Here is a 21809-nt window from a genome sequence, read left to right as displayed (position 1 = left end):
CCTGGCGGACAGCATGATCGAGCAAGATAACTGCCGCTGTCGACTGTCCGCCAGGGACAGGCTTTGTCATGACGACGCCCACCTGTTCCTGGAGGTTTTTGCCGAATTTATTGCTCACTGGCGGCGGTTGCCGCCTTTTTTACACCTGGAATGCCGCGACCATGCCGCGCAGCGCATGCGCCTGTTCTGACAGTGAGCGTGACGCCGAAGACGATTCTTCAACCAAGGCGGCATTGTTCTGCGTCACGCCATCCATCTGGCTCACCGCGATACTGACCTGCGAAATGCCCTGCATCTGCTCGGAGGAGGCCAGAGAGATATTATCCATGGCGTCAGCCAGTTCGCCGACCATTCCAACGATTTTCAGGATGCTCTGCCCGGTTGAGGAGGCAACCGTCACGCCGCTTTCCACCTGTTCAACGGCCTGTTCTATCAGCGTTTTAATGTCACGTGCTGCTGTAGCGCTGCGCTGGGCCAGCGTGCGCACTTCGCCCGCGACCACGGCGAAACCGCGTCCTTCCTCGCCGGCACGGGCCGCCTCAACAGCCGCGTTCAGGGCCAGGATATTGGTCTGAAAGGCAATGCTTTCGATCACGGCGGTGATGTCGCGCACTTTAGTGGCGCTGACCGAAATGTCATGCATGGTGTGCGTCATGCGCTGCACGTCAGATTCGCCTGTGCGGGCAAGCTGTGCGGTTTCACGTGCCGAATCCGCCGTCTGCTGTGCACCGGCCGTATTGCTTTTCACCGTGGCCGTCAGCTGCTCCATGCTGGCGGCCGTTTCCTGCAAAGCCGCCGCCTGCTGTTCGGTACGTGAGGACAGTTCGGTGTTGCCCTGCGCGATTTCATCGGCAGCCAGCGCAACGGAGGCCGAAGCCTCTTTAATCTGGGAAACCAGTGCACGGAGCCTGGCTTGCATGACGTCAAGGGAGGCCAGCAGGCTGGTGGTGTCCTTGCGGCGCAGCGACACGGTGGCGGTCAGATCGCCGGCTGCGATGGAGGCGGCCAGCGCCTGCGCCTGTGCCGGTTCACCGCCCAGCTGGCGCATCAGCACGCTGATAGTGACCGCACAGGCACCGACCGCGACAATCACAGAAGCGGTGGCCAGTAGCATCAGAATCAGCGAGGCGCGGGCAGTAGAATGGCTGTTTTGTTGCACAGCAGCCTGGCTGTTTTTCTCCTGAATCTCTGTCATATCGCGCAGAGCATTCAGTAATTTAGTCTGAACAGGGCGCACGTCCTTTAACAGATAGTCCGTGGTTTCTTTATCAAGATTGGCCAGCCCGAGCCTGGTTGCCTGATCCAGGGCGGCAAACGTTGGTCCTTCGCTGTCGGTAATTCTTTTGAAAGCCTCACGACCCGCCGGCGTAGAGTCGGTTGCCAGGATAGCGCCGAGCGCCTGACGGTTAGCAATAAAGAGCGCTTTCTGTTTCTGAATCCGCGTGACTTCAGGCTGCATCGCCTGGGTGTCGCTGAGCAGCGCGATATTCCTGACGGCAATGCCCATATCTCTGACTTCACCGTACATGGATTGCGCTAACTGATACTTTTTCATCTTGATGTTGACGGTATCGTCCATGCCTTCACGGGCATGATGCAGGGCCTGTTGGGCAATCCCGGTGCACAGGATGAACAAAAGAATAAGCAGGCCAAAACCTGCAATAAGGCGTGTGGATATTTTCATTATTGTCTCATTATGTAGGTTAATTTTGCTGTGTTTACGTTCGTAGCAAAAAAGACATTACTTTTTACGGCTACGTTTAAATCGTATCAGAACTAGGCAGTTTTGCTTTTTCGTGCGCACATTTTGCCGAACGGACCTCATCACATTTTCCAATGACGCATGGCCTTGTCACTTTAGCGTGAGCATGACACTATCCTTGCCTGTCTATACATGTGCTGTCACCCTGCGTTGGCGTCCGCCGGACGTAAACAGCAACGCACCCCATACACTGCCCAGTGAGGAAATGATGCCGGCCAAAACATCTGCAGCAGGTTATTCAGGCGTTGAGAAACCGCGCCTCTCTGAAAGCCGTTCCATTGATTACATCCCACTGCGGGAGCGACATGGTCATCCTTTTAGCCAGTTCACACTGTGGTTTGGCGGAAATCTGCAAATCACCGCGATAGTTACGGGTGCGCTGGCGGTGGTGTTGGGGAGCGATGTGATCTGGTCACTGGTGGGATTACTGGTCGGACAGATCCTGGGCGCAGGCATCATGTCATTACATGCGGTTCAGGGGCCACGCCTGGGTTTACCGCAAATGATCACCAGCCGCATGCAGTTCGGCGTCTATGGGGCGGTCATTCCGCTGCTGCTGGTATGCATGATGTACGTCGGTTTTTCGGCCAGCGGTACCGTGCTGGCCGGTCAGGCGCTGGCTAAGCTGGTGCATGTCAGCAATGCGACGGGTATGAGCCTGTTTAGCGCGATAATCATCGTCATTGCGGTGCTGGGGTACCGGGTGATCCATCAGCTTGGCAAACTGGCCAGCCTTATTGGTGTACTGGCTTTTGCTTATCTGTTTATCACATTGGTGGTGACGCATGACTTAACGCCTGTCTGGCAGAATCAGCACTTCACGCTGGCTCATTTCCTGTTGGCGGTATCGCTCTCCTCCTCATGGCAGATCGCATTTTGTCCTTATGTCTCCGACTATTCGCGCTATTTGCCTGCGAATGTCTCCGCGAAAACGTTGTTCTGGTCAGTGTTTTTCGGCACCGTAACGGGGACGCAGGCGTCCATGACGCTGGGTGTGATTGTCGCGGCGCTGGCCGGAAAGGCGTTTGCGGGCAACGAGGTTGGCTATATTGTCAGCCTGGGTAGTACGCCCACGATGGCGATGGTGATCTATTTCGCTATCTGCTTCGGCAAAATCACGTTCACCACCCTGAACGCTTACGGCAGTTTTATGGCACTGACCACTATTGTCTCGGGTTTCCGCCGGCAATCCGCAATGGGTCGGGGTGCACGCATTATGTTTGTGGTCCTGATGGTCAGTGTGGCCTGTGTGATTGGATTGCTGAGTGAACCCGCTTTTCTGAAAACGTTCACCCATTTTCTGCTGTTTTTACTGGCGTTTTTCGTGCCATGGAGCGCGATTAGCCTGATCGATTTCTATGTGATCACCCAGGGCAAAGTGGATATTCCTGCGCTGTCACAGCCAGACGGACGTTATGGCCGCTGGAACAGGGTGGGGATTACCGTTTATGTCCTGGGTGTGCTGGTACAACTGCCGTTTATCGACAATCCACTTCATCATGGTTCACTCACCTGGCTGTTTGCCGGTAACGATGTGTCGTGGTGTATTGGCTGGTGCATCACGGCACTGCTGTGGTGGATGGCCCGCCGCTGGGATCGCCGGGGCACCCCCGTCCATTCAGTCTCCCTGGCAGAATAGCCGTTGCCATGTTTTCTGGCGGCAGGTAAGACGGCTTAACGGGGGAATGGAAAAGCGGTTTACGGCATCTTCCCCGTCTGAACAATGGACAACATCGCGTCACAGGCATTTCCGAAAGGGACCCGATGAATCGTCCTGACCGTATCGATGTTCATCGCAAACCGGGCACAGAACCGCCTCCGCCCGTACAGGATTCATGCGGTTACGCCTGCCTGCGGGCGTTGCCGTCAACGTAACACAATGCTGTTCACAGAAGCGGGAGATCGCATACGAACAGCATGAGCCCCCTGTCACGGGAGATGTCTGATACGCCGCGTTTTATCGTGACATGTTTACTAACAATATTCTGTAAAGTAAGTTTTCGCCCTCCCAGCCGCGCTATGCGCGACTTTGCCGTATTGGCTTTGCTTTCTGTCCCCTTTGTCCCACCCGAATTTCATTTTGTCATCTATATAGATTTCCCTGTCAGCCGTTACTGACAGGTGAAGGAAACACACATTTTCATTTGCAGAGATCTTTCCGGCAAATGTATTCAGCAAAGTCGGACTACACACAGCAGTAGCAACATTATCGGGGAAAACACCATGAAAATTGCCACACGTCTCGCTGCAGGCTTCAGTCTGCTCATCCTGCTTTTTGTGCTCTGCACAGGCATTGCGTTTCACGCACTCTGGCAGGCACGGGACGACATGGATAATGCCGTCAACAATAAAATGTATCGGTACAATCTGATCCAGGATATGCGCAGTGCTGCCCGGGATATGTCCGTTGCGGTAAGAAATATTGCCTTACTGACCGATGCAAAAGAGAAGCAAACCGAGTGGGAGCGGGTGCAAAACCAGAAAGCGAACTACCTGGCGAAACGCGAAAAACTGGTGAGCAGCATGTCACAGAATGTATCAGCCGAAGGAAAAAATGCCCTGGAGAACCTGCTCGCTAAAGATGACCAGGCGCTGAACCTGATCACCATGGCAGGCCAGAAGGCGATGCAAAGCGACCAGGCGGCCACGATTGATTACCTGCTGAAAACGGTACGGCCGGTACAGCGGAAAATGCTGGATGCACTGGATCGGCTTTCTGAAATTCAGATGGAGGTGAGTCAAAAAACGGTTTCTGATGCCAGAGAGTCAGCGTCACGTACGGCCAGTCTGATGGCGATAATGGTCTTTTTGTCTCTGGTTGTTGCTGTGATGGCCTGCGTTATCATTATCCGTACGCTGATGCGCCAGCTGGGCGGCGAACCGGCGCAGGCACAGGTGCTGGCAGCATCGATTGCGTCCGGAAATTTAACGTCACCTGTCACACTTCGTCGTAACGACACGACCAGCCTGCTGGCCTCCCTTCATGTCATGCAGGCCAACCTGCGCAACATGGTCGCGAATATCCGGGATACGTCGAACGCTGTCGCGTTAGCCGCCGATGAAATTTCCAAGGGGAATGCCGAGCTTTCTTCCCGCACCGAACAGCAGGCGGCAGCTTTACAGGAAACGGCCGCCAGCATGGAGCAGCTGACGGCCACGGTGAAAAGCAATACCAGCGGCGCACGGCAGACCGCCGAATCTGCCCGCGAAACCGCCCGTCTTGCCCGAAGCGGCGAAGAGGATGTGCAGCGGATGGTCGATACCATGCAGGACATATCCATGAGCGCAACGAAAGTGCGTGATATTACGACCGTCATTGAAGGCATTGCTTTCCAGACCAATATTCTGGCGCTCAATGCTGCGGTTGAAGCGGCACGCGCAGGCGAAGAGGGCCGAGGCTTTGCGGTAGTGGCCGGTGAAGTCAGAACGCTTGCGCAGCGCAGCGCTACGGCTGCGCGCGATATCAAACTGCTGATTGAAGAGGCGGTAGGTCAGGTAGAAAACGGCACCACGGTGGCGTCTACGACCGGACAGAGCATTGTCAACATTGTGGGGAGGGTAAACGAGCTGGCTGAGGCTATGGATAATATTTCTCTGGCTTCCTCTGAGCAAATGCAGGGCATTTCGCAGGTCAGCATCGCGGTGAGCCAGATGGATGGCGTAACGCAGAACAATGCAGCCCTGGTCGAGGAGTCATCCTCTGCCTCCCATTCGTTGTCAGAACAGGCGCATGCGCTGCGTAACATGGTGGAGGCATTTCAGGTCTGACAGATCACCGCCCGCCGGGCTATCCGGGCGGGCGGTGCAGTAACCGGATGAACCCTGTTATCTGACGCAACGTCATGAATGTTGAGGGGGGATATTCTCACTGTCTCAGCTGACAGCGAGTCATTATCAGCATGACACGGGTGACTAACAGGATGCGCCTGGCTGCGAAAATCAACGCCCGGTGAGGCGCAGCCCCTGTCAGGGCTTTCTGATGCGCGCTGACCGGCTGATGGCGAAAGCCGACTGTGAGACACTTTTCTGTTAACGTAAATATGTCCCGCGCCTGCGTCGTAAAAAAATAACCTCATGTTCACGATGCCGTTTAAAAAAGCAGACAGCAGCAAAGCGTTTATATGGCTGCAATGACACAGCATTGCAGAAAAGAGAAAAATGATATAAGGCTATTAAAATAGTGCGGCGCTTAATTGAGTTTTGCGAAAAAATAACATCTGATTACATCTCTTATGGTATTCCCTACAGTAATAATGCGGCGCTCAACTACACTTCCTGCGCTGCGCTATACAGTGTCGGCCTAAAGGTGGCAGTTTATTGATTGGTGTTAGCCCGGCATGCCGGGCTTTTTTTATGGCTATAAGTAATGAGTTATCGCTTAAGGATAAATTAAAAATAGGGTTTTATGCGTTGCCGGTTCATCACTGTACAGGCATTCAGCGTGGCTGATGACGTGAAATGTTCCCGTATTGAAAATGACAGGGTAACGGTTTAATGGCACGTGTCGCCACGCGATTTTGCCATAATTTTTTGTTTTAACAGTATTTTTATGGCGTTTTCGTGTAGTGAGGCTGGCTGTCGCATCAGAAAGCAGCAGGACGCCGCTCAGCAGTGTGAGGACGCGATGCAGGATTTTTCTCCCTTACAAAACAGCGCTCCCGCGTATAGAAAAAATATTTAAATATGTCATTTAAAATACTGTTTAAATTTTCTTGATGGCTTTCCCCTTTTAACAGGAAAAGTGAAAGATAAAGGAGGGTGCTTAACGTAAGGCACAGAAAAAGGGGTGTTATTACGTTTTAAATGCGCGACATTAAATTTTTAGAAAACAGCGTTGCAAAAATAACTGAGGCCTTTCAGTGAGTTGTTTTTTCAGGAGAGAGGCATGTATAAATGGCGTATAAACAGAGCGGCAACTCAGTTTGATTATTTTTTTATGGCGCCGATATTTTATTTGACTGTCTGTATGTCGCCTTTTTTCTGAGTCATATCAGACGTATTTCTTTTCTCTTTTACCAGGTAAAAACAATGACTATAACTCAGCGTCTTTTGTTCACGTTTTCGCTGCTTTCCGCAGCGCTGGTCGCTATGGTTGGCGTATCTGTCAGCGTGTCGCAAGGATTTCAGACCCGCTTCAAATACGTTAATGAAAATACGGTCCCGTCAATCACCGGTATTTCAAAGATGATTGAAGGCAGTAATGCCGTCATCATCGCCCTTTATCATCATCAGAGCGTGACTGACCTGGCCAGGCAGGCTGTCATCGAAAAAGAAGTCAACGACACAATCAAACATATTCGTGCGCTTAATCAGCACTACCTTGCAGAGGACACGTCCAACGAGCAAGACAGGCAAATGACGGAAAAGGCGTTTACGATGATTAATAAAATAGAACGCGACCTGCCGGCCTTTCTGGCCGCCTCACGTGCTCAGAATGATGCTGTGTCTCTGGGAATGTTGCAGGGGACAACAGGGATTGGTGCCGAAGCCCGACAGCTCATTGCGAATTATCAGCAGCAACTTCAGCTCAATACCGATCTCGCCAATGCGCTCAGCAGAGAAAACGACAGAACCTATCACCATACGCTGTTAACCCTGATCACCGGCTCAGCCGCCGCTATTTTGCTGCTGGGGTTTTTTACCGTTAAGACAATTTTAGCCATTCGCCGCCAGCTGAATGCCATGCGCCTGACGATGGAGCAGGCCAGCGAAAACCTCGATCTCACTCTCAAAGCAGATGACACACGCTCTGATGAAATCGGCCTGACGGCAAAAGCGTTTAATCATCTGATTCAGACTGTGTCGCTGTCACTGAACGCTGTGGAAAGTGCCGCGCAGTCTGTCAGTACAGCGTCATCGCAAATGTCAGCGGGTAACGAGGATTTATCGGCAAGGACTGAAGAGCAGGCGGCATCACTTGAGCAAACGGCTGCCAGTATGTCAGAGCTGAGTGAAACGGTGCGTCAGACGGCAGAAAATACCCGACTGGCCAGCCAGTTAGCGAAAAATGCGCGCGAGATTTCAGAAGACAGCGCAGATCGGGTGAAAACAATGCTGACGACGATGGGCGATATACGCGAAAGCTCGGCCAAAATTACCGACATTATTTCTCTCATTGAGGGGATTGCCTTTCAGACCAATATCCTTGCCCTGAATGCGGCGGTCGAAGCCGCACGGGCAGGCGAGCAGGGCCGTGGTTTTGCGGTCGTGGCTGGCGAGGTGCGCAACCTGGCGCAGCGTTCGTCATCATCAGCCCGCGAGATTAATGCGCTGATTGAATCGTCAATGGGCTTTGTGGAAGCCGGTGCGGTACAGGCTGAAGGGGTGGGTACAAATATGCACAAAATGAACGATGCCGTCCGGCAGGTTACCGATTTGGTCGATGAAATCTCTGTCGCCGCCCAGGAACAGTCTCAGGGAATTAGCCAGGTCCATCTGGCCGTCAATCAAATGGATGATGTGACGCAGCAAAATGCGGCCCTGGTGGAAGAAGCATCCTCTGCGTCGCGTTCATTAATGGAACAGGCCTCAGCATTAAACCGCCTGGTTGCCACGTTTGTTATCCAGCGTGCAGGACCTGACGCGTTTAAGGAAGTGAAAAGCGCGATAGCTCCGCCCGCCATGACGCGCCCTGTCAGCAATATTGTTCCCGCTGCAGCGGAGACCAACTGGCAGAGTTTTTGAAAATCAACACAAACGCCTGTGCTGCTGAAAACGGGCGCAGGCTCTGAACGGGCAGGGGTCACCACAGATTCTCCGTGGTGACCTTGCGGTTCTTACAGAACGTGATCCTTGCAAAAAATCCCTACCGGAGTAAGTTGAAATCCGCCTGACGTGTCACGTCACCGAGGCACGCCACGACCGGGTGTGCGATGACAGAAACATGCAGGCTGTTCGCCGCTTCAGGCGGGATACCCGGGAGGCAGAGCTCAATTCGTCATGCAGAAACCCAACCCTGAAGATGTGGCAGAGGCGTAAAATAAAGGTGCAGGCAGGCGCGATGGGTTCCGGCGCTTCACCGCACGGAATGGCGGACGAAGGGGTGCGCGCGCTTCCTCAAGGAGCCCCTTCAATGCCGAACCTTAATTCTATACAGTCAGGTCACTATGAAACCATCACTGAGCAGATATGCGTTGGCCGTCTTTGCGAGTGCGGCTTTTCTCTTCCCGTCCCTGTCGGCTGTCGCCAGCCCGGTTCCGGCTGGCAACGTCCAGTCCGTGCCGCCGCAGGATGCGCCCTGTTGCGGCGCGCTCACGCCCAACGCGCAAAAGATTCTTGCCGTGCTTGACCATGCGGACGTGGAGCATTTATGGCTGAATCATCATCACGTCAACTGGGAAACGGGCAAGCCTGACAGACCGGATACCTATTCTGGTCCCGGTAATCATACGCACTGCAGCGCGTTTGCGGCGGCGGTAGGCGCACGCCTGGGCGTCTATATGCTCAGGCCGCCTCAGCACAGCCAGATTTTCCTGGCGAGCGCACAAACGCGCTGGTTTGACAGTAGTGAAGGGCGTCAGTCAGGCTGGATCAGGGTCAGCGATGCGTGGCACGCTCAGCAGCTGGCGAATAAAGGCATGCTGGTGGTGGTCGCCTATGAAAGCCCGGATCAGCACAGACCGGGTCATATCGCTGTTGTCAGGCCGTCACGCATCTCGCTGGCAAGATTACGCGCAGACGGCCCGGATATCACCCAGGCAGGCAGCCGAAATATGACGATCGGTCACGCCGCTGCCGCCTTTTCAGGCCACCGGGGCGCCTGGCCTGATGGGGTTAAATTCTTTGCACATGCACTACCGCAATAAGGGTATTCGGGGCGCGCTTAGCGCCTTGTTATCACCAGCCTGAGGGGTGCCATATTATGCTAAACAGGGTCCGTTATTCCGGTCTGAAAACACAAGCACGTGGTGAAACAGCCAGCCTGTAGCGCTGTTCGCTTCATGCAACCTGTTAAAGCTTTCTGCTGGCAGCAACACCTGGTGCGGGCAGACCTGTCTCCATTTCCTCTGAAACCGCCACGCTGTATTACGACCTGTAAGCCGTTCCCTGTTATCCGGTGTAACCGGTCTTATCACCTGAACGACGGCGATCCCGGCTTCTTCCCGGAGCACATAATCCCTGCTATTCACAATCGAGTGGGTCTTTGTCGGGTAACCACTGACAAAACAGTGTCTGATTTCAGGCAGCGTCCGGGCCTGCATGATGTACGGATAAAAAAACGGCTATCTCTGCGCGGCGTCCCTTTTAGTAAGGAAACAGTTAAAAACCGCTGCGTTAGGAGAAAAAATGGCCGCCTTACATTGATGGGATGGCGAACTTTAAAGAGTGGGTAAAACCCATCCTGCGCATTCAGGCTGACGTGAGAATCAGACGTAATTTTCCAACGATGCGCCATATCGCCTTGTTTCTCGCCTGCGCCCCTGGCGGTCTTGGTGTTTGTTTCAGGATTAACGCCTGACGTTATAAATCATTAACAGGCTTTTCATTACATTATCCTGTGGCGAGGGTTGAATACGTCATAAGCCTGTGAATCAAAGAGTTAGCGTGATTTTATATTGCATCGTGTGAGGAATACTTATATTACTAATTGACAAGCCGTGCGCTTCTCTGACGCTTCAGTGTGCAACAGACCCATCATAAGGTGACGTATGACAACAAAGCCCGCCGCTGAAATCAGGGTAGAGCCCGGTGTATTTAAGACGTTAAAAACCTTTCCGGCGACAGTTCACGCGCTGCTCATTTTTACCCTGATTATTCGTTTCAGCTATTTTATGGCCTGGCCATTTATCGCAATGATCATGACACAGAACTACCACATGTCGCCTGTTGCCATCGGTTGCGCGATGACCAGTAGTGCGCTGGTATCCGTGGGGCTGGGCATGTATGGCGGCCAGATTTCGGACAGGTTAGGACGACGGATTATTCTGCTGATGGGCTGTGGATTTTCGGCAGTCGGCTATATCCTTCTGGCGCAGGCGACGGGAGTCGGTCTGTTTATTACCGGCCTGATGATTATCGGCGTTTGCTTTGCGTGGGTCGATCCGCCTTTGCGTGCGTTAATGAGTGATTTACTGGGCGATCGTCGCCGCCGCGCACTGGCTTTGCAAGTGCGCTACTACCTGGTCAACGTCGCTGCGGTGTTGGGCCCCCTGGTGGGCATTGCTTTTGGCCTGACGTCTCAGAAAGGCACATTTCTGATAACCGGCCTGAGCTATTTCCCTTTTTTTATCTACGTGCTCCTGTTTATCCCGGCGGGTAAACCGGTGAACACGCCGCCGGCCGACAAGGTTTCCGCTGTTAGACTTCACCAGGTTATGGGAATTATTATCAGAGATAAAATTTTTGTGGCCGGGCTTTTGTGCAGCACATTGTGCAGTATCGTTTTTATTCATTTTGAAGCGGTACTGCCCCAGTACCTTCTATTACTGAACAGCGACGCGGCTGTAAAGCTGGTGACGTTAATACTGGTCACGAATGCCTCGACCGTGCTGGTATTTCAAACCTTTCTGGTCCGCATTATGGCGAGGATGCATTTACCTCAGCGAATTCTGTTGGGTGCAGTGATTTTCTTTTTCTCACAGCTGTGTTTTTTCTCCCTGCGAACAGCGGATAGTTGGCTTTGGCTGTCTGTCACCGTGTTGTTTAGTGCAGGCGAAGCGATTCTGATGCCGAACCTGAATATTTTACTCGACCAGTTGGCACCTGCAGAACATCGAGGTGCCTACCTGGGCGCCTCAACATTGTCAACGCTCGGTATTGCTGCCGGGCCGCTACTGGGTGGTGTGATGCTGGCCATGACCGGGCCGGGCGTATTTATAAGCACGGCCATGCTGAGCCTCCTGCTCTGCGCCATTATTTATGTCAACAGGCAACGTATGCTGGCACGTTTGCAGGCGAAATCGTGAAGGCACCTGTATAGCGCAAACGGGAGGCGGTCACGGCAACTGACATGCGCAGCAACGAACCAGAAGATCGGGTCAGGCGTGATAACTGTCCGGCGGGGAGGTCAGGATGCCGAACCGGCAAGAGCGTCGGCAGGGCAGGTCTACGATGCAAACCGGTTTACAAAGCACGATGAGGTGAAGAGGGAAGCCTGTATTCAGCCATGTGGGCAGGAAAGGCAGGCTGTTTTGCACAGTTTGCCTTGTGGGCTCGGTGAGAATTCACGCCTATTGTGCCCGTGTCAGCCGGCTAATCACAAATGCTAGCGTTGAGCGGGGCCTGCAACAGATGACTTGCCCGCTGCAAACCCGCATCCCTCTGTTCAGGCCGGTGTCTGATCGTCCCGTATTTCCTCCCGCGCCGCATGGCGAGTGGCATTGGCGACCGTGCCGTGGTCGATCAGTTTTGCCTGCAATAGCAGATTATACACGGGCGCATGGGGCCGGTTCAGACGGTTCTGCAGAAGCTGGATGGCTTCGTAGCCCAGCTCCCGACACGGGACGGCAAAGCCTGTCACCGGCCTGCCGGCCGCGCCCGCCAGCTGACTTGCCAGATCGGTCGTCATCAGTGAGATATCTTCGGGAATACGCAAGGAACGTGCCGCCAGCACAGTCTGAACGCCGGTAATAATCCCTTTGCCCACCGGCACTATCACATCGGGCCACTCCTCACGCGGATGTTCGTCCAGCCAGCCATTCAGAGCGGCTTCGGTTTCATGCTCAGAATAGGCTTCAACCACAATCAGGTCCTTCTGCGCGCTAAAGGGCAGGTGAAAATGGCGGTACGCGTCTTTAATTCCCTCCAGCCGCAGAAACAGCGTTTCACGGCGCAGACAGGTGACGGTCAAAACCCGGCGATGCCCTTGCTCAAACAGGTGCTGCATGGCGCTGAACCCAATCGCATGGTGATCGGGGGAGACCGCATCCAGTTTCATGTCTTTATCGCGGGAATTTATCAGGACGCAGGGTTTATTCAGCGAGGCTGCCAGGCTGAATATCGCCTGATCGTCGGTGCCGATGATGATGATCGCATCGTTGCTTTTTGCGCCCGCCTTCTCCAGAAACAGTTTCACATCGGCACGCTGTTCCTCCAGTGGGCAGTAACTGATATGCACATCATGGCTGGCACAGGCTTCGGCAATCCCGCGCGTCACTTCCAGATAGAAGTGATCGCCGCGCGGCGCAAAGGTCCGGGCGGGCGCAAAGACCACCAGACCGTTAATTAACAGGCGGCTGCTGACCATGTCGTGCAACACACCCAGTTGACGTGCACAGCGCACAATCGCATTACGGGCTTTTTCACTGGTATAGGCCTTGCCGCTCAGTACGCGCGAAACAGTACTGACAGAGTATCCGGTTTTTGCCGAAATTTCGTCCATCCTGAGCTTGCCCGCCATAGTGTGATCCCCGTCCCAATCAATTTTTGCAATTTTTTGCAGTCGTAGTGGCTTGATAGTAATGCGATTTTACATGCTGTTCACAAACTACCTTGCCGCTCTGCGAACATTCTCACAAAAACAGTTTGTTCCACGACAGCCGCTTTTCTATGTTCCTCGCAAAGACGACAGCGACGGTCAAAGACGGAGAAGTGGCATGTTAAAAATTGCGATAGTAGGTATGGGTAATATTGCCAATTTACATATTCAGGCGTTTTTGCAGTTTCCCGAACGCGGCAAAATTGTGGCGGTAGTGGATGTGTACCCGGACAAAGCCCGCGATAAATTGCAGCGTTACGGCCTGAAGGATGTACGCGTGTACAGCGATCATCTCGCCATGCTGGCGGATGGCGCAGATATCGATGTGGTGGATGTCTGCACGCCGCCTTATGTGCATGCCGAGAATACGATAGCGGCGCTACAGGCAGGCAAACATGTGCTGTGCGAGAAGCCGATGGCGGCATCGCTTGAAGAGTGCGATGCCATGATCGCGGCGCAAAAGGCCAGCGGCAAAGTGCTCTCCGTGGTGGCGCAGAACCGCTTTACCGATGCCTTCTGGCGGTTAAAAGCGGCCGTGGATTCCGGCCTGGCAGGAAAGATTTGTCACGCCCAGGTTGATTCATTGTGGTGGCGCGGTCATGCCTACTACGACCTGTGGTGGCGCGGGACGTGGGAAAAAGAAGGTGGGGGCTGCACGCTCAATCATGCTGTGCACCACATCGATGCGCTGCAATGGATGCTCGGCGCACCGACGGACGTGGTCGCCATGATGAGCAATGTTGCCCATGACAATGCGGAGGTCGAAGATCTCAGTGCCGCTATTTTCCGTTACCCGAACGGCACGCTGGCACAGCTGACGGCCTCGGTGGTGCATCACGGTGAAGATCAAAAAATCATTTTACAGGGCGAGAAAGCGCGGCTCTCTGCGCCCTGGCAACCTGTTGCTTATCAGGCGGCGGAAAACGGCTTTCCGGAACAGGATCATCACATCGCGCTGGAAAACGAACTGGACCAGTTGTATGCGCAGATCCCGCCCTTGACATGGACACTGCATGCCGGTCAGGTGGATGACTTTTTCTCGGCCATTGAGCAGCAGCGTGCGCCGCTGGTAGACGGTGAGCAGGGCAAGCAATCCCTGGCGTTAATCACCGCCATCTACAAGTCGGCTATAACCCATACCACCGTCACGCTGCCGATTGCCAGCAACGACACCTTCTACCGTACCGGTGGCCTGATTGCCAGCGCACCGCACTTTTATGAAAAACAGGCCTCCGTGGAAAATTTCGCGGATGAGGATGCGATCCCGTTAGGCAAAAACTTTGCGTGAGGACAACACCATGAATCAAAAGGATGGCATGAACTACGCGCCAAAAGGCAAACCCCAGCCGGTTGTGAACCCAGGCGAGTTTATTATCGCTGCCGCCGGGCTGGATCATGGGCATATCTATGCGATGTGCAATGGCCTGACTGAAGCCGGGGCGACGCTGAAATGGGTTTATGACCCGGATGCGACCAAAGTCGACAGGTTCCTGCAACAGTTTCCGCAGGCTCAGGCGGCGGATTCCCTGGAGACGATTCTCGCTGACACACAGGTGCGGCTGGTGGCAGGGGCGGCCATTCCCTCGGAACGCTGTGCGCTGGGACTGAAAGTCATGGCGGCCGGGAAAGATTACTTCACCGATAAAGCCCCACTCACCAGCCTGGAACAGCTGGACGATGCCAAAGCCATGTGCGCCAGAACCGGCCGCAAATATGCGGTGTACTACAGCGAGCGTCTGCACGTTGAGAGCGCGGTTTTCGCGGGACAGTTAGTGGAACAGGGCGCGATTGGTCGGGTGGTGCAAACGCTGGGCACGGGCCCGCATCGCGAAGGAACCGGTCGTCCGGACTGGTTCTATCAACGTCGCTACTTTGGCGGCATTTTGTGCGATATCGGCAGCCACCAGATCGAGCAGTTTCTCTATTACACCGGCAATGGTCAGGCCCGAGTGGTTGCCAGTCAGGTGCGCAATTTTCACCATCCGCACCATCCGCAGTTTGAAGATTTCGGCGAGGCGATGCTGGCAGGGGAAAATGGCGCAACCGGCTATTTTCGCTGTGACTGGTTCACCCCGGAAGGCTTATCGACCTGGGGCGACGGGCGAATGACGCTGCTCGGAACCGACGGTTACATCGAAATTCGCAAGTATACCGATCTCACGCGTGACGAGCAGGATGTGGTTTATCTGGTGAATCAGGACGGTGAGTTTCGCTACAGCGTGGCGGGCACGGTGGGTTTCCCGTTCTTTGGCCAGTTGATCACCGACTGTCTGCATCGCACCGAGCACGCCATGACGCAGGAACATGCGTTTAAAGCGGCTGAACTGTGTATCAAAGCCCAAATGTTAGCTAACGCGGTGTAGTCAGCCCGCACGCCCATTCTTTTCCAATTCTGTTGATAACAGCGACGGCAGGCACTGGCTTGCCGTTATAAAACACCGACCAGAACAGGAAGCAGATAAATGGTTAAACCGACTGAACGTCGCGTCGGGTATGGCGTAGCAACAGGCTACGGCATTACCGACTTATTTGGGGGCGGCGCCTTTGCAGTGATAGGTGCCTGGTTACTGTTTTTTTACACCACCTACTGCGGGTTATCGGTGCTGGAAGCCGGATCCATCTTCGCCATCGCCAGGGTAATTGATTCCGTACTGAGTCCGATCATGGGGTATATCACGGATAATTTCGGCCATACCTGGGCCGGGCGCAAATTTGGCCGTCGTCGTTTTTTCTTGTTAATTTCCTCGCCTCTGATGCTGCTGTACGGCGCATTATGGGTCACGGATATGAGCTACTGGTATTATCTTGGCACCTATCTCACCATCGAATTGTTATCTGCCATGGTGCTGGTGCCGTGGGAAACCCTGTCGTCAGAAATGACCAACCGTTTCAGTGAACGCACTCGCCTTTCCGGCGTGCGGATGATGTTTTCCTCGCTGGGAAGTTTTCTCGCGGTCTCGGTACCGGGCGTCATCATGACGTACACGGGCAAAGACAACGCCATCACCTATACACTCACGGGCGTGATTTTCTCAGTGATTTACTGCGTTGCGGTATTTATTACCTGGTATACCACCTGGGAAGCGAAAGATATTCAGGATGCAGACGAGGTTCAAAAGCCACTGGCACCCGCGCGTCATTTTCTTTCGCATGTGAAACACATGTTTGTGGATCTCGCCTCGTCATTTAAAATTCGGGCGTTTCGTCAGCACCTGCTCATTTATATCTGCTCGTTCACAGCGATGGATGTGTTTCTTGCCGTTTTTACCTATTTCGTTATTTATGGGTTAAAACAGGATGCCTCATTAGCCTCGCTGCTTCTGAGTAATATGATGTTTATGTCTATCCCCGGCACCTTTTTATTTATGCTGTTGCTGGGCAGATTTTCTATGACGCCCTCTAACGCCTTGAGACTCTCTTATATATCTATTGCCGTCGTGTTGCTTTTTCTGTATGCCGTTTATCTCTGGCAGTTGCATGTACCCGTGCTGTTATTTAGCGCCGCCTTCCTGTTTATGGGGATAGCGCGCGCGGGGCTGTATTATATTCCGTGGAATATTTACAGCTTCATTCCCGATATTGATGAAATGGTAACCCGTCAGCGCCGGGAAGGCATCTTCGCGGGCGTCATGGTGCTTACGCGCAAAAGTTCGGTCGCGATTGCCATCTTTATTATTGGCGTGGTGCTCCAGGAAAGCGGGTTTGCCAAAGGGAACGGCGCTCAGCCTGATAGCGCAGTCACCGCCATTGTCCTGCTGATGGCAGGCGTGACAGGCGCGCTTCTGGCCGTGAGTTTCTGGCTGACGTTCCAGTTCAAACTGACCCAGCGCAGCCACAAATTGCTGATTAAAGAGGTCGCACGCCGTAAGCTGGGCGGCTCACCTAAAGACTGTGATGCCGAAACCCGTGAGGTGATCAAAGCGCTGACCGGCTATGCCTATGATGATGTCTGGGGCGCCAGTAAAAAAGAACCTCTACAGGATGCTGCTGTAAAGTCAGAACTGAAAGGGTAAGCGAACAGGCCGTTGGCGTGACTCACCGGAGAAATATAAACCGCCAGAAGCGTCAATGGCCAGCCAGAAATAAGCAGAACGGATAAATAAATATCACGCGACGCGCGTGGATATGATTTTCGTCGTCATTATCCCGCTATTTGGCGGACGCTGCCTGCCCGTGATTATGCAAATGAAAAGTGACGCCGGCTCGCTATTTACGCGTAATTTAAAATTCTGCCTTTTAAGCGAAACACGGCGGGTAACGCCGTTGGGACACTAAAAGCGCATGGGCTGCAATTAACCGCAGCGAGGTAACATTTTGCAAAAATTAAATCAGGCTTTGCGGCCTGCTTAACAGGCGTGTTCCCAATCCTGTACCAGGCTTAAGCAAAAGTCATTGACACAGGTTGGGATAAAAATGAAAGAAACGAATCGTACTTTTGGGGTCAAACCGTATGGCGGCTCAGCGGGTGGCTGGGGCGCATTAAAAGCTGTAGCGGATGCGATTCGGGGACAAATGGCGGTGAAACAGGACGTCATTGCCCTGTTCAGGGTGAACCAGCCCCAGGGCTTTGATTGCCCCGGCTGCGCCTGGCCTGATCCGCAGCATACGTCTTCTTTTGAGTTTTGCGAAAACGGGGCCAAAGCGGTGTCGTGGGAAGCCACCAGTAAGCGTGCCACGCCCGATTTTTTCGCGGCTAACAAGGTCAGCGATTTGTGGGCGCGCAGCGCGTTGGATCTGGAAGGCGAAGGGAGGCTGACCCATCCGATGAAATATGATGCGGCCAGCGATACCTATCAGCCCATCGCATGGGAAACGGCCTTTCGTGAAATAGGTGAGCGGCTGCGCAGTTATAGCGATCCGAACATGGTTGAGTTTTATACCTCTGGCCGCGCATCGAATGAAGCCGCTTTTCTCTGGCAGTTGTTTGCCCGCGAATACGGTACCAATAACTTCCCAGACTGTTCCAATATGTGCCACGAGCCGACCAGTGTGGGGTTGCCGGAATCCATCGGCGTAGGAAAGGGCACCGTCGAGCTGGATGACTTTGACCATTGCGACCTTGTCTTATGTATTGGTCATAACCCGGGCACCAACCATCCGCGCATGTTGGGCACGCTCAGAGAGGTGTCAAAACGTGGTGCGACGATTGTTGCGATTAATCCGTTACGCGAACGCGGGCTGGAGCGGTTTACCTCACCGCAAAGCCCGATCGAGATGCTGTCGATGGGCTCAACCGAGCTGGCGTCAACCTATTATAAAGTGCGCGTAGGCGGTGACGCGGCCATGTTGAAAGGGATGATGAAATTCCTGATCGCTATGGATGCGACGGCCAGAGAACAGGGCGAACCGGGTGTGCTGGATGAGGCCTTTATTCATGAACACACTGAGGGCTTCGAGGCACTGAAGGCCGATCTGGAGGCGACCAGTTGGGCGCACATTCTGAAAGTTTCTGGGATGGAGCGTGAAGAGATTCAGCATCTTGCCCGGCTGTATGCGGAGGCGGATCGCACCATTATTTGCTACGGCATGGGCATTACACAACATCAGTACGGAACACAGAATGTACAGCAAATCGCGAATCTGTTGCTGATGCGCGGCAACATGGGCAAAAAGGGGGCCGGCATTTGTCCGCTGCGCGGCCACTCCAATGTTCAGGGTGATCGCACGGTTGGGATTACCGAAATCCCGTCTGACAGTCTGCTGAACAGTCTGGAAAAAGTGTTTGGCTTTACGCCGCCCAGACAACACGGTCACGGCGCGGTTGAGGCAATTCGCGCCATCCGTGACGGCAGTGCTAAAGCGCTGCTGTGCCTTGGCGGCAACCTGGCTGAAGCCATGTCTGACCCACAGGTCACCTTTCCTGCCATGCGCAATCTGGATTTGGTAGTGCACATGGCGACGAAGTTGAACCGTTCACATCTGTTGATGGCAAAGCACAGTTATCTTTTTCCGGTACTGGGACGCACGGAGGTGGATGAGCAACCCTCGGGTGCGCAAAGTGTTACGGTTGAGGATTCCATGTCGATGGTACATGCTTCACGAGGCACGCTCGATCCCGCCTCGCCGCACCTGAAGTCAGAGCCGCTGCTGGTGGCCAGCCTGGCGAAAGCCACATTGCCTGATACGGTTGTCGACTGGGACAAGATGACGCGTGATTACAGTAATATCCGCCAGGCCATTGAAGCGGTGTTTCCGGGCTTCGAAAACTATAATCAGCGCATTCAACAACCGGGTGGTTTTCGCCTGCCCAATGGCGCATCCGAGCGCATCTGGCACACGCCGTCAGGAAAAGCGCAGTTCCTGGTGATGGCGGGCATCAATGAAGATCCACGCTCACTGACCTGCCACGATCTGGTGCTGACGACATTGCGCAGCCACGACCAATACAATACAACGCTTTATGGTCTGAACGATCGCTACCGGGGCGTAACAGGACGCCGGGATGTGCTGTTTATCAACCCGGATGAGGCCGAAAAACGGCAGTTACGCGTCGGCGAGCAGGTCAACGTCATCGCCCTGGACCCGGACGGTAGCCTGACCTCAAGGCGCATGGATAAGCTGACCATCGTGGTGCACGATATGGCCTATGGTTCGGTCGCAGCCTATTATCCGGAAGCGAACGTACTGGTACCGCTGGACAGCCATGATACCAAAAGTGGTATACCGGCCTATAAAAGCACCCCTGTCAGGCTCGAACGCGTTCAGCCTGAAAGCGCACTGGCCGGCTCTGCCACACGTCGTTAGCCCGGTATTCACAGAACGTGTGCGCCCTCTGAGAGAAGCGGTACGCAGCGGGTGCAGAATCGCGTCGCCACCGCATTGTGCGCCGCCAGTGGCATTGAGTTGTATGGGGCGCATCACTGGGGGCGTGCACCGCCGGGGATGCGTAACCGGAAAAGGCGGCCCGGAACTAACCTGTCCGGCGCAATCACCGCCATGCTATGGCCCGCGTTAGTCCACGGTCTTTCATAAAACGTCAGGATTGAAGGATAAATGAGTGCGTTTACTGTAAGGCTGGGGTCACGCGTATCCACACCAGAACAGCACGCAAGGGGGTGTCAGAACGCAAGGGAAAGCGCCGGAGAACATACCGCAGCCACGCGGAGTGAAGGGAAAACGCTAACCTGTTTGCGGAATGAAGAGGGGAAGGGCAGCATTAACGCGAACCGGCTACTGAACGCTGATTTGGCTGGCCTGCCAGATCAGATGGTGATCGTAAGACTTACGCTGATGAGCTGGCAGCGGCACAGAGGTGTCCACGCAGACATCCACACTAAAGCCCTGTGCCGTTAACCGGATGGCCTCAAGCAGCACATCCGTGTTCTGTACTTCACCTGCAATCTCAAGCAACAGCGGTACGCTGGCCGAGCGAGAGGCTGCGCGGGTCACACAGGCGTGATGATGCTCCGTGACATGTTCAAAGCGGGCAAGCCTGCGCGCAGCGCCACGACGCTGGTCCTCGCGCAGCCAACTGCAGAGTGGACGCATTAAAGACCGGATAAAATCGTCACCGGCAAAGTCCCGACTCAGGCTACGGATAATCCGGATCAACTGCCTGTCTGAACCAAACTCCAGACTGGTCAGGATTTCGCCACGGCGGGCGGGCCAGCCATACGTCATTACGCCCTCTGATTGCCTGCGGCCATCGTGCATTTCCTGCGCCGTTGCGCCGTGGGCATTGGCTGACATGACTTCGCGGATTTCTTCGAGCTGGGCTTCTGTCCAGTAGTCTGTCACGGGATCTACAGCAACAAGTCCATACCGTTGCCAGCGTCGTACATTGGTCAGGGAGGCGCCTGTGAGCGCACAAAGCGTGTCGGATGACAACATAAAAACTCCTGTTTATAAAAATCAGATGTGCGCCAGCGCCAGGAAGATAAGCGGCCTTCCTGGCGTTGCGCGTTTCGGTGGAGGTATAAAGAGATGCTCGCCAGCGCGGCAAAGGCAGACGGGCGAAATCGCAAAGGGAACTAGCCCGTACGACGGCTGACTTTTCCCCCTTTACGGCCCGCCTCTACTGCACGCTCGGGGTTGTTCCTGAAGTTTCCGCTACTGTTTTTGCCGCCTTTCCGACCCGCTTCAGAGGCTCTCTCGGGGTTTGCTGCAAAATTTCCTGCGCCGCCACGATATTTGACCATGGGTCTATCCTCTCTCATTTCATCATTAACAGTGGAAAGCCTCATTTTGGTCGATGGTTTCTGATAATTCCAATGCGAAACAATACAATGGAAAAAAATAAAAAACGGTTTTTTTAATACCGCTTCGTCTTGAAAGGTTTTTTACTCTTTGAAAATGAGGATTATTAGCATTAAATTTGTACGAAAGTTTCATTCCATGTACAGCTTTACTGCCCGATTTTTTTAAGACGAATCTTAACTTTTTTATAACCTGTCGGCCTGACGGCGACATATTCATGCTGCCACGCAACGATCCCATTTTCTTTTTTTACCCAACAGAAACGCTCAATCCGCTTATCAACACACAGGGCGCGATAGCATTTTTTGATGTCAGTGAATGCCACTATTTTCATAGCTGGCGTTGGGGGCGTCCTGTTATGTTTTAACCGACGAAACGGGAGGTCGTCTTTTTAAACAGCCAGGCGAGAAAATAAAGCGGTATATTCACTCGCGC

General features: G+C 53.8%; 13 protein-coding genes. 9 read left to right on the top strand and 4 right to left on the bottom strand.

Features of this window, described 5'->3' with window-relative positions; translation table 11 throughout:
* Positions 1-139: 139 nt before the first annotated feature.
* Positions 140-1684 (bottom strand): methyl-accepting chemotaxis protein, encoded by a 1545-nt coding sequence (locus tag C1N58_RS08535; protein ID WP_033741269.1) that lies wholly within the window; start codon positions 1682-1684, stop codon positions 140-142.
* 286 nt (positions 1685-1970) lie between these two features.
* Here C1N58_RS08535 and C1N58_RS08530 point away from each other — a divergent pair, with 286 nt between their 5' ends.
* The 5 genes from C1N58_RS08530 to C1N58_RS08510 all read left to right on the top strand — a co-directional run bounded on the left by C1N58_RS08530 (position 1971) and on the right by C1N58_RS08510 (position 11667).
* Positions 1971-3401 (top strand): purine-cytosine permease family protein, encoded by a 1431-nt coding sequence (locus C1N58_RS08530; protein ID WP_394564878.1) that lies wholly within the window; start codon positions 1971-1973, stop codon positions 3399-3401.
* A gap of 584 nt (positions 3402-3985) precedes the next feature.
* Positions 3986-5530, top strand: a complete 1545-nt coding sequence (locus C1N58_RS08525; RefSeq protein WP_394564796.1) for a methyl-accepting chemotaxis protein — start codon at positions 3986-3988, stop codon at positions 5528-5530.
* Between the two features lie 1260 nt (positions 5531-6790).
* The gene (locus tag C1N58_RS08520; protein ID WP_394564795.1) at positions 6791-8446 is read left to right on the top strand and encodes a methyl-accepting chemotaxis protein; all 1656 of its coding nucleotides are present in this window, start codon (positions 6791-6793) and stop codon (positions 8444-8446) included.
* 422 nt (positions 8447-8868) lie between these two features.
* On the top strand, positions 8869-9567 hold the full coding sequence (locus C1N58_RS08515) for a hypothetical protein (protein ID WP_110267549.1): 699 nt from the start codon (positions 8869-8871) through the stop codon (positions 9565-9567).
* 843 nt (positions 9568-10410) lie between these two features.
* Positions 10411-11667, top strand: coding sequence for an MFS transporter (locus tag C1N58_RS08510; RefSeq protein ID WP_006119040.1), 1257 nt, complete (start codon positions 10411-10413; stop codon positions 11665-11667).
* 359 nt (positions 11668-12026) lie between these two features.
* On the opposite strand, the gene C1N58_RS08505 is transcribed toward C1N58_RS08510, so the two are convergent.
* Positions 12027-13100: a LacI family DNA-binding transcriptional regulator gene (locus tag C1N58_RS08505; RefSeq protein WP_033741281.1), complete on the bottom strand. Its 1074-nt coding sequence runs from the start codon at positions 13098-13100 to the stop codon at positions 12027-12029.
* Between the two features lie 196 nt (positions 13101-13296).
* Here C1N58_RS08505 and C1N58_RS08500 point away from each other — a divergent pair, with 196 nt between their 5' ends.
* The 4 genes from C1N58_RS08500 to C1N58_RS08485 all read left to right on the top strand — a co-directional run bounded on the left by C1N58_RS08500 (position 13297) and on the right by C1N58_RS08485 (position 19922).
* Positions 13297-14466 (top strand): Gfo/Idh/MocA family protein, encoded by a 1170-nt coding sequence (locus tag C1N58_RS08500; RefSeq protein WP_058709183.1) that lies wholly within the window; start codon positions 13297-13299, stop codon positions 14464-14466.
* A 10-nt stretch (positions 14467-14476) separates the two neighbouring features.
* A complete protein-coding gene (locus tag C1N58_RS08495) occupies positions 14477-15541 on the top strand; it encodes a Gfo/Idh/MocA family protein (RefSeq protein ID WP_110267548.1) in 1065 nt (354 codons plus the stop codon).
* A gap of 99 nt (positions 15542-15640) precedes the next feature.
* Positions 15641-17191 carry an MFS transporter gene (locus C1N58_RS08490; protein ID WP_394564794.1) on the top strand — a complete coding sequence of 517 codons (1551 nt, stop codon included), beginning with the start codon at positions 15641-15643 and terminating at the stop codon, positions 17189-17191.
* A gap of 400 nt (positions 17192-17591) precedes the next feature.
* Positions 17592-19922: an FdhF/YdeP family oxidoreductase gene (locus tag C1N58_RS08485; protein WP_394564793.1), complete on the top strand. Its 2331-nt coding sequence runs from the start codon at positions 17592-17594 to the stop codon at positions 19920-19922.
* A 426-nt stretch (positions 19923-20348) separates the two neighbouring features.
* On the opposite strand, the gene C1N58_RS08480 is transcribed toward C1N58_RS08485, so the two are convergent.
* Positions 20349-21008, bottom strand: a complete 660-nt coding sequence (locus tag C1N58_RS08480; RefSeq protein ID WP_172912440.1) for a hypothetical protein — start codon at positions 21006-21008, stop codon at positions 20349-20351.
* A 140-nt stretch (positions 21009-21148) separates the two neighbouring features.
* Positions 21149-21316 (bottom strand): con-10 family general stress protein, encoded by a 168-nt coding sequence (locus C1N58_RS08475; protein ID WP_006119050.1) that lies wholly within the window; start codon positions 21314-21316, stop codon positions 21149-21151.
* Positions 21317-21809 lie beyond the last annotated feature (493 nt).

It is taken from the genome of Pantoea sp. SGAir0180 (assembly GCF_043546245.1).
Note: the sequence above shows the minus strand (reverse complement) of the source record. Positions and strands in the feature narration are given on the sequence as shown.

What these genes read in the sequence shown, in the direction of transcription:
- C1N58_RS08535 (WP_033741269.1), bottom strand. Translation starts at nt 1,684, where the DNA reads ATGAAAATATCCACACGCCTTATTGCAGGTTTTGGCCTGCTTATTCTT.
- C1N58_RS08530 (WP_394564878.1), top strand. Translation starts at nt 1,971, where the DNA reads ATGCCGGCCAAAACATCTGCAGCAGGTTATTCAGGCGTTGAGAAACCG.
- C1N58_RS08525 (WP_394564796.1), top strand. Translation starts at nt 3,986, where the DNA reads ATGAAAATTGCCACACGTCTCGCTGCAGGCTTCAGTCTGCTCATCCTG.
- C1N58_RS08520 (WP_394564795.1), top strand. Translation starts at nt 6,791, where the DNA reads ATGACTATAACTCAGCGTCTTTTGTTCACGTTTTCGCTGCTTTCCGCA.
- C1N58_RS08515 (WP_110267549.1), top strand. Translation starts at nt 8,869, where the DNA reads ATGAAACCATCACTGAGCAGATATGCGTTGGCCGTCTTTGCGAGTGCG.
- C1N58_RS08510 (WP_006119040.1), top strand. Translation starts at nt 10,411, where the DNA reads ATGACAACAAAGCCCGCCGCTGAAATCAGGGTAGAGCCCGGTGTATTT.
- C1N58_RS08505 (WP_033741281.1), bottom strand. Translation starts at nt 13,100, where the DNA reads ATGGCGGGCAAGCTCAGGATGGACGAAATTTCGGCAAAAACCGGATAC.
- C1N58_RS08500 (WP_058709183.1), top strand. Translation starts at nt 13,297, where the DNA reads ATGTTAAAAATTGCGATAGTAGGTATGGGTAATATTGCCAATTTACAT.
- C1N58_RS08495 (WP_110267548.1), top strand. Translation starts at nt 14,477, where the DNA reads ATGAATCAAAAGGATGGCATGAACTACGCGCCAAAAGGCAAACCCCAG.
- C1N58_RS08490 (WP_394564794.1), top strand. Translation starts at nt 15,641, where the DNA reads ATGGTTAAACCGACTGAACGTCGCGTCGGGTATGGCGTAGCAACAGGC.
- C1N58_RS08485 (WP_394564793.1), top strand. Translation starts at nt 17,592, where the DNA reads ATGAAAGAAACGAATCGTACTTTTGGGGTCAAACCGTATGGCGGCTCA.
- C1N58_RS08480 (WP_172912440.1), bottom strand. Translation starts at nt 21,008, where the DNA reads ATGTTGTCATCCGACACGCTTTGTGCGCTCACAGGCGCCTCCCTGACC.
- C1N58_RS08475 (WP_006119050.1), bottom strand. Translation starts at nt 21,316, where the DNA reads ATGGTCAAATATCGTGGCGGCGCAGGAAATTTTGCAGCAAACCCCGAG.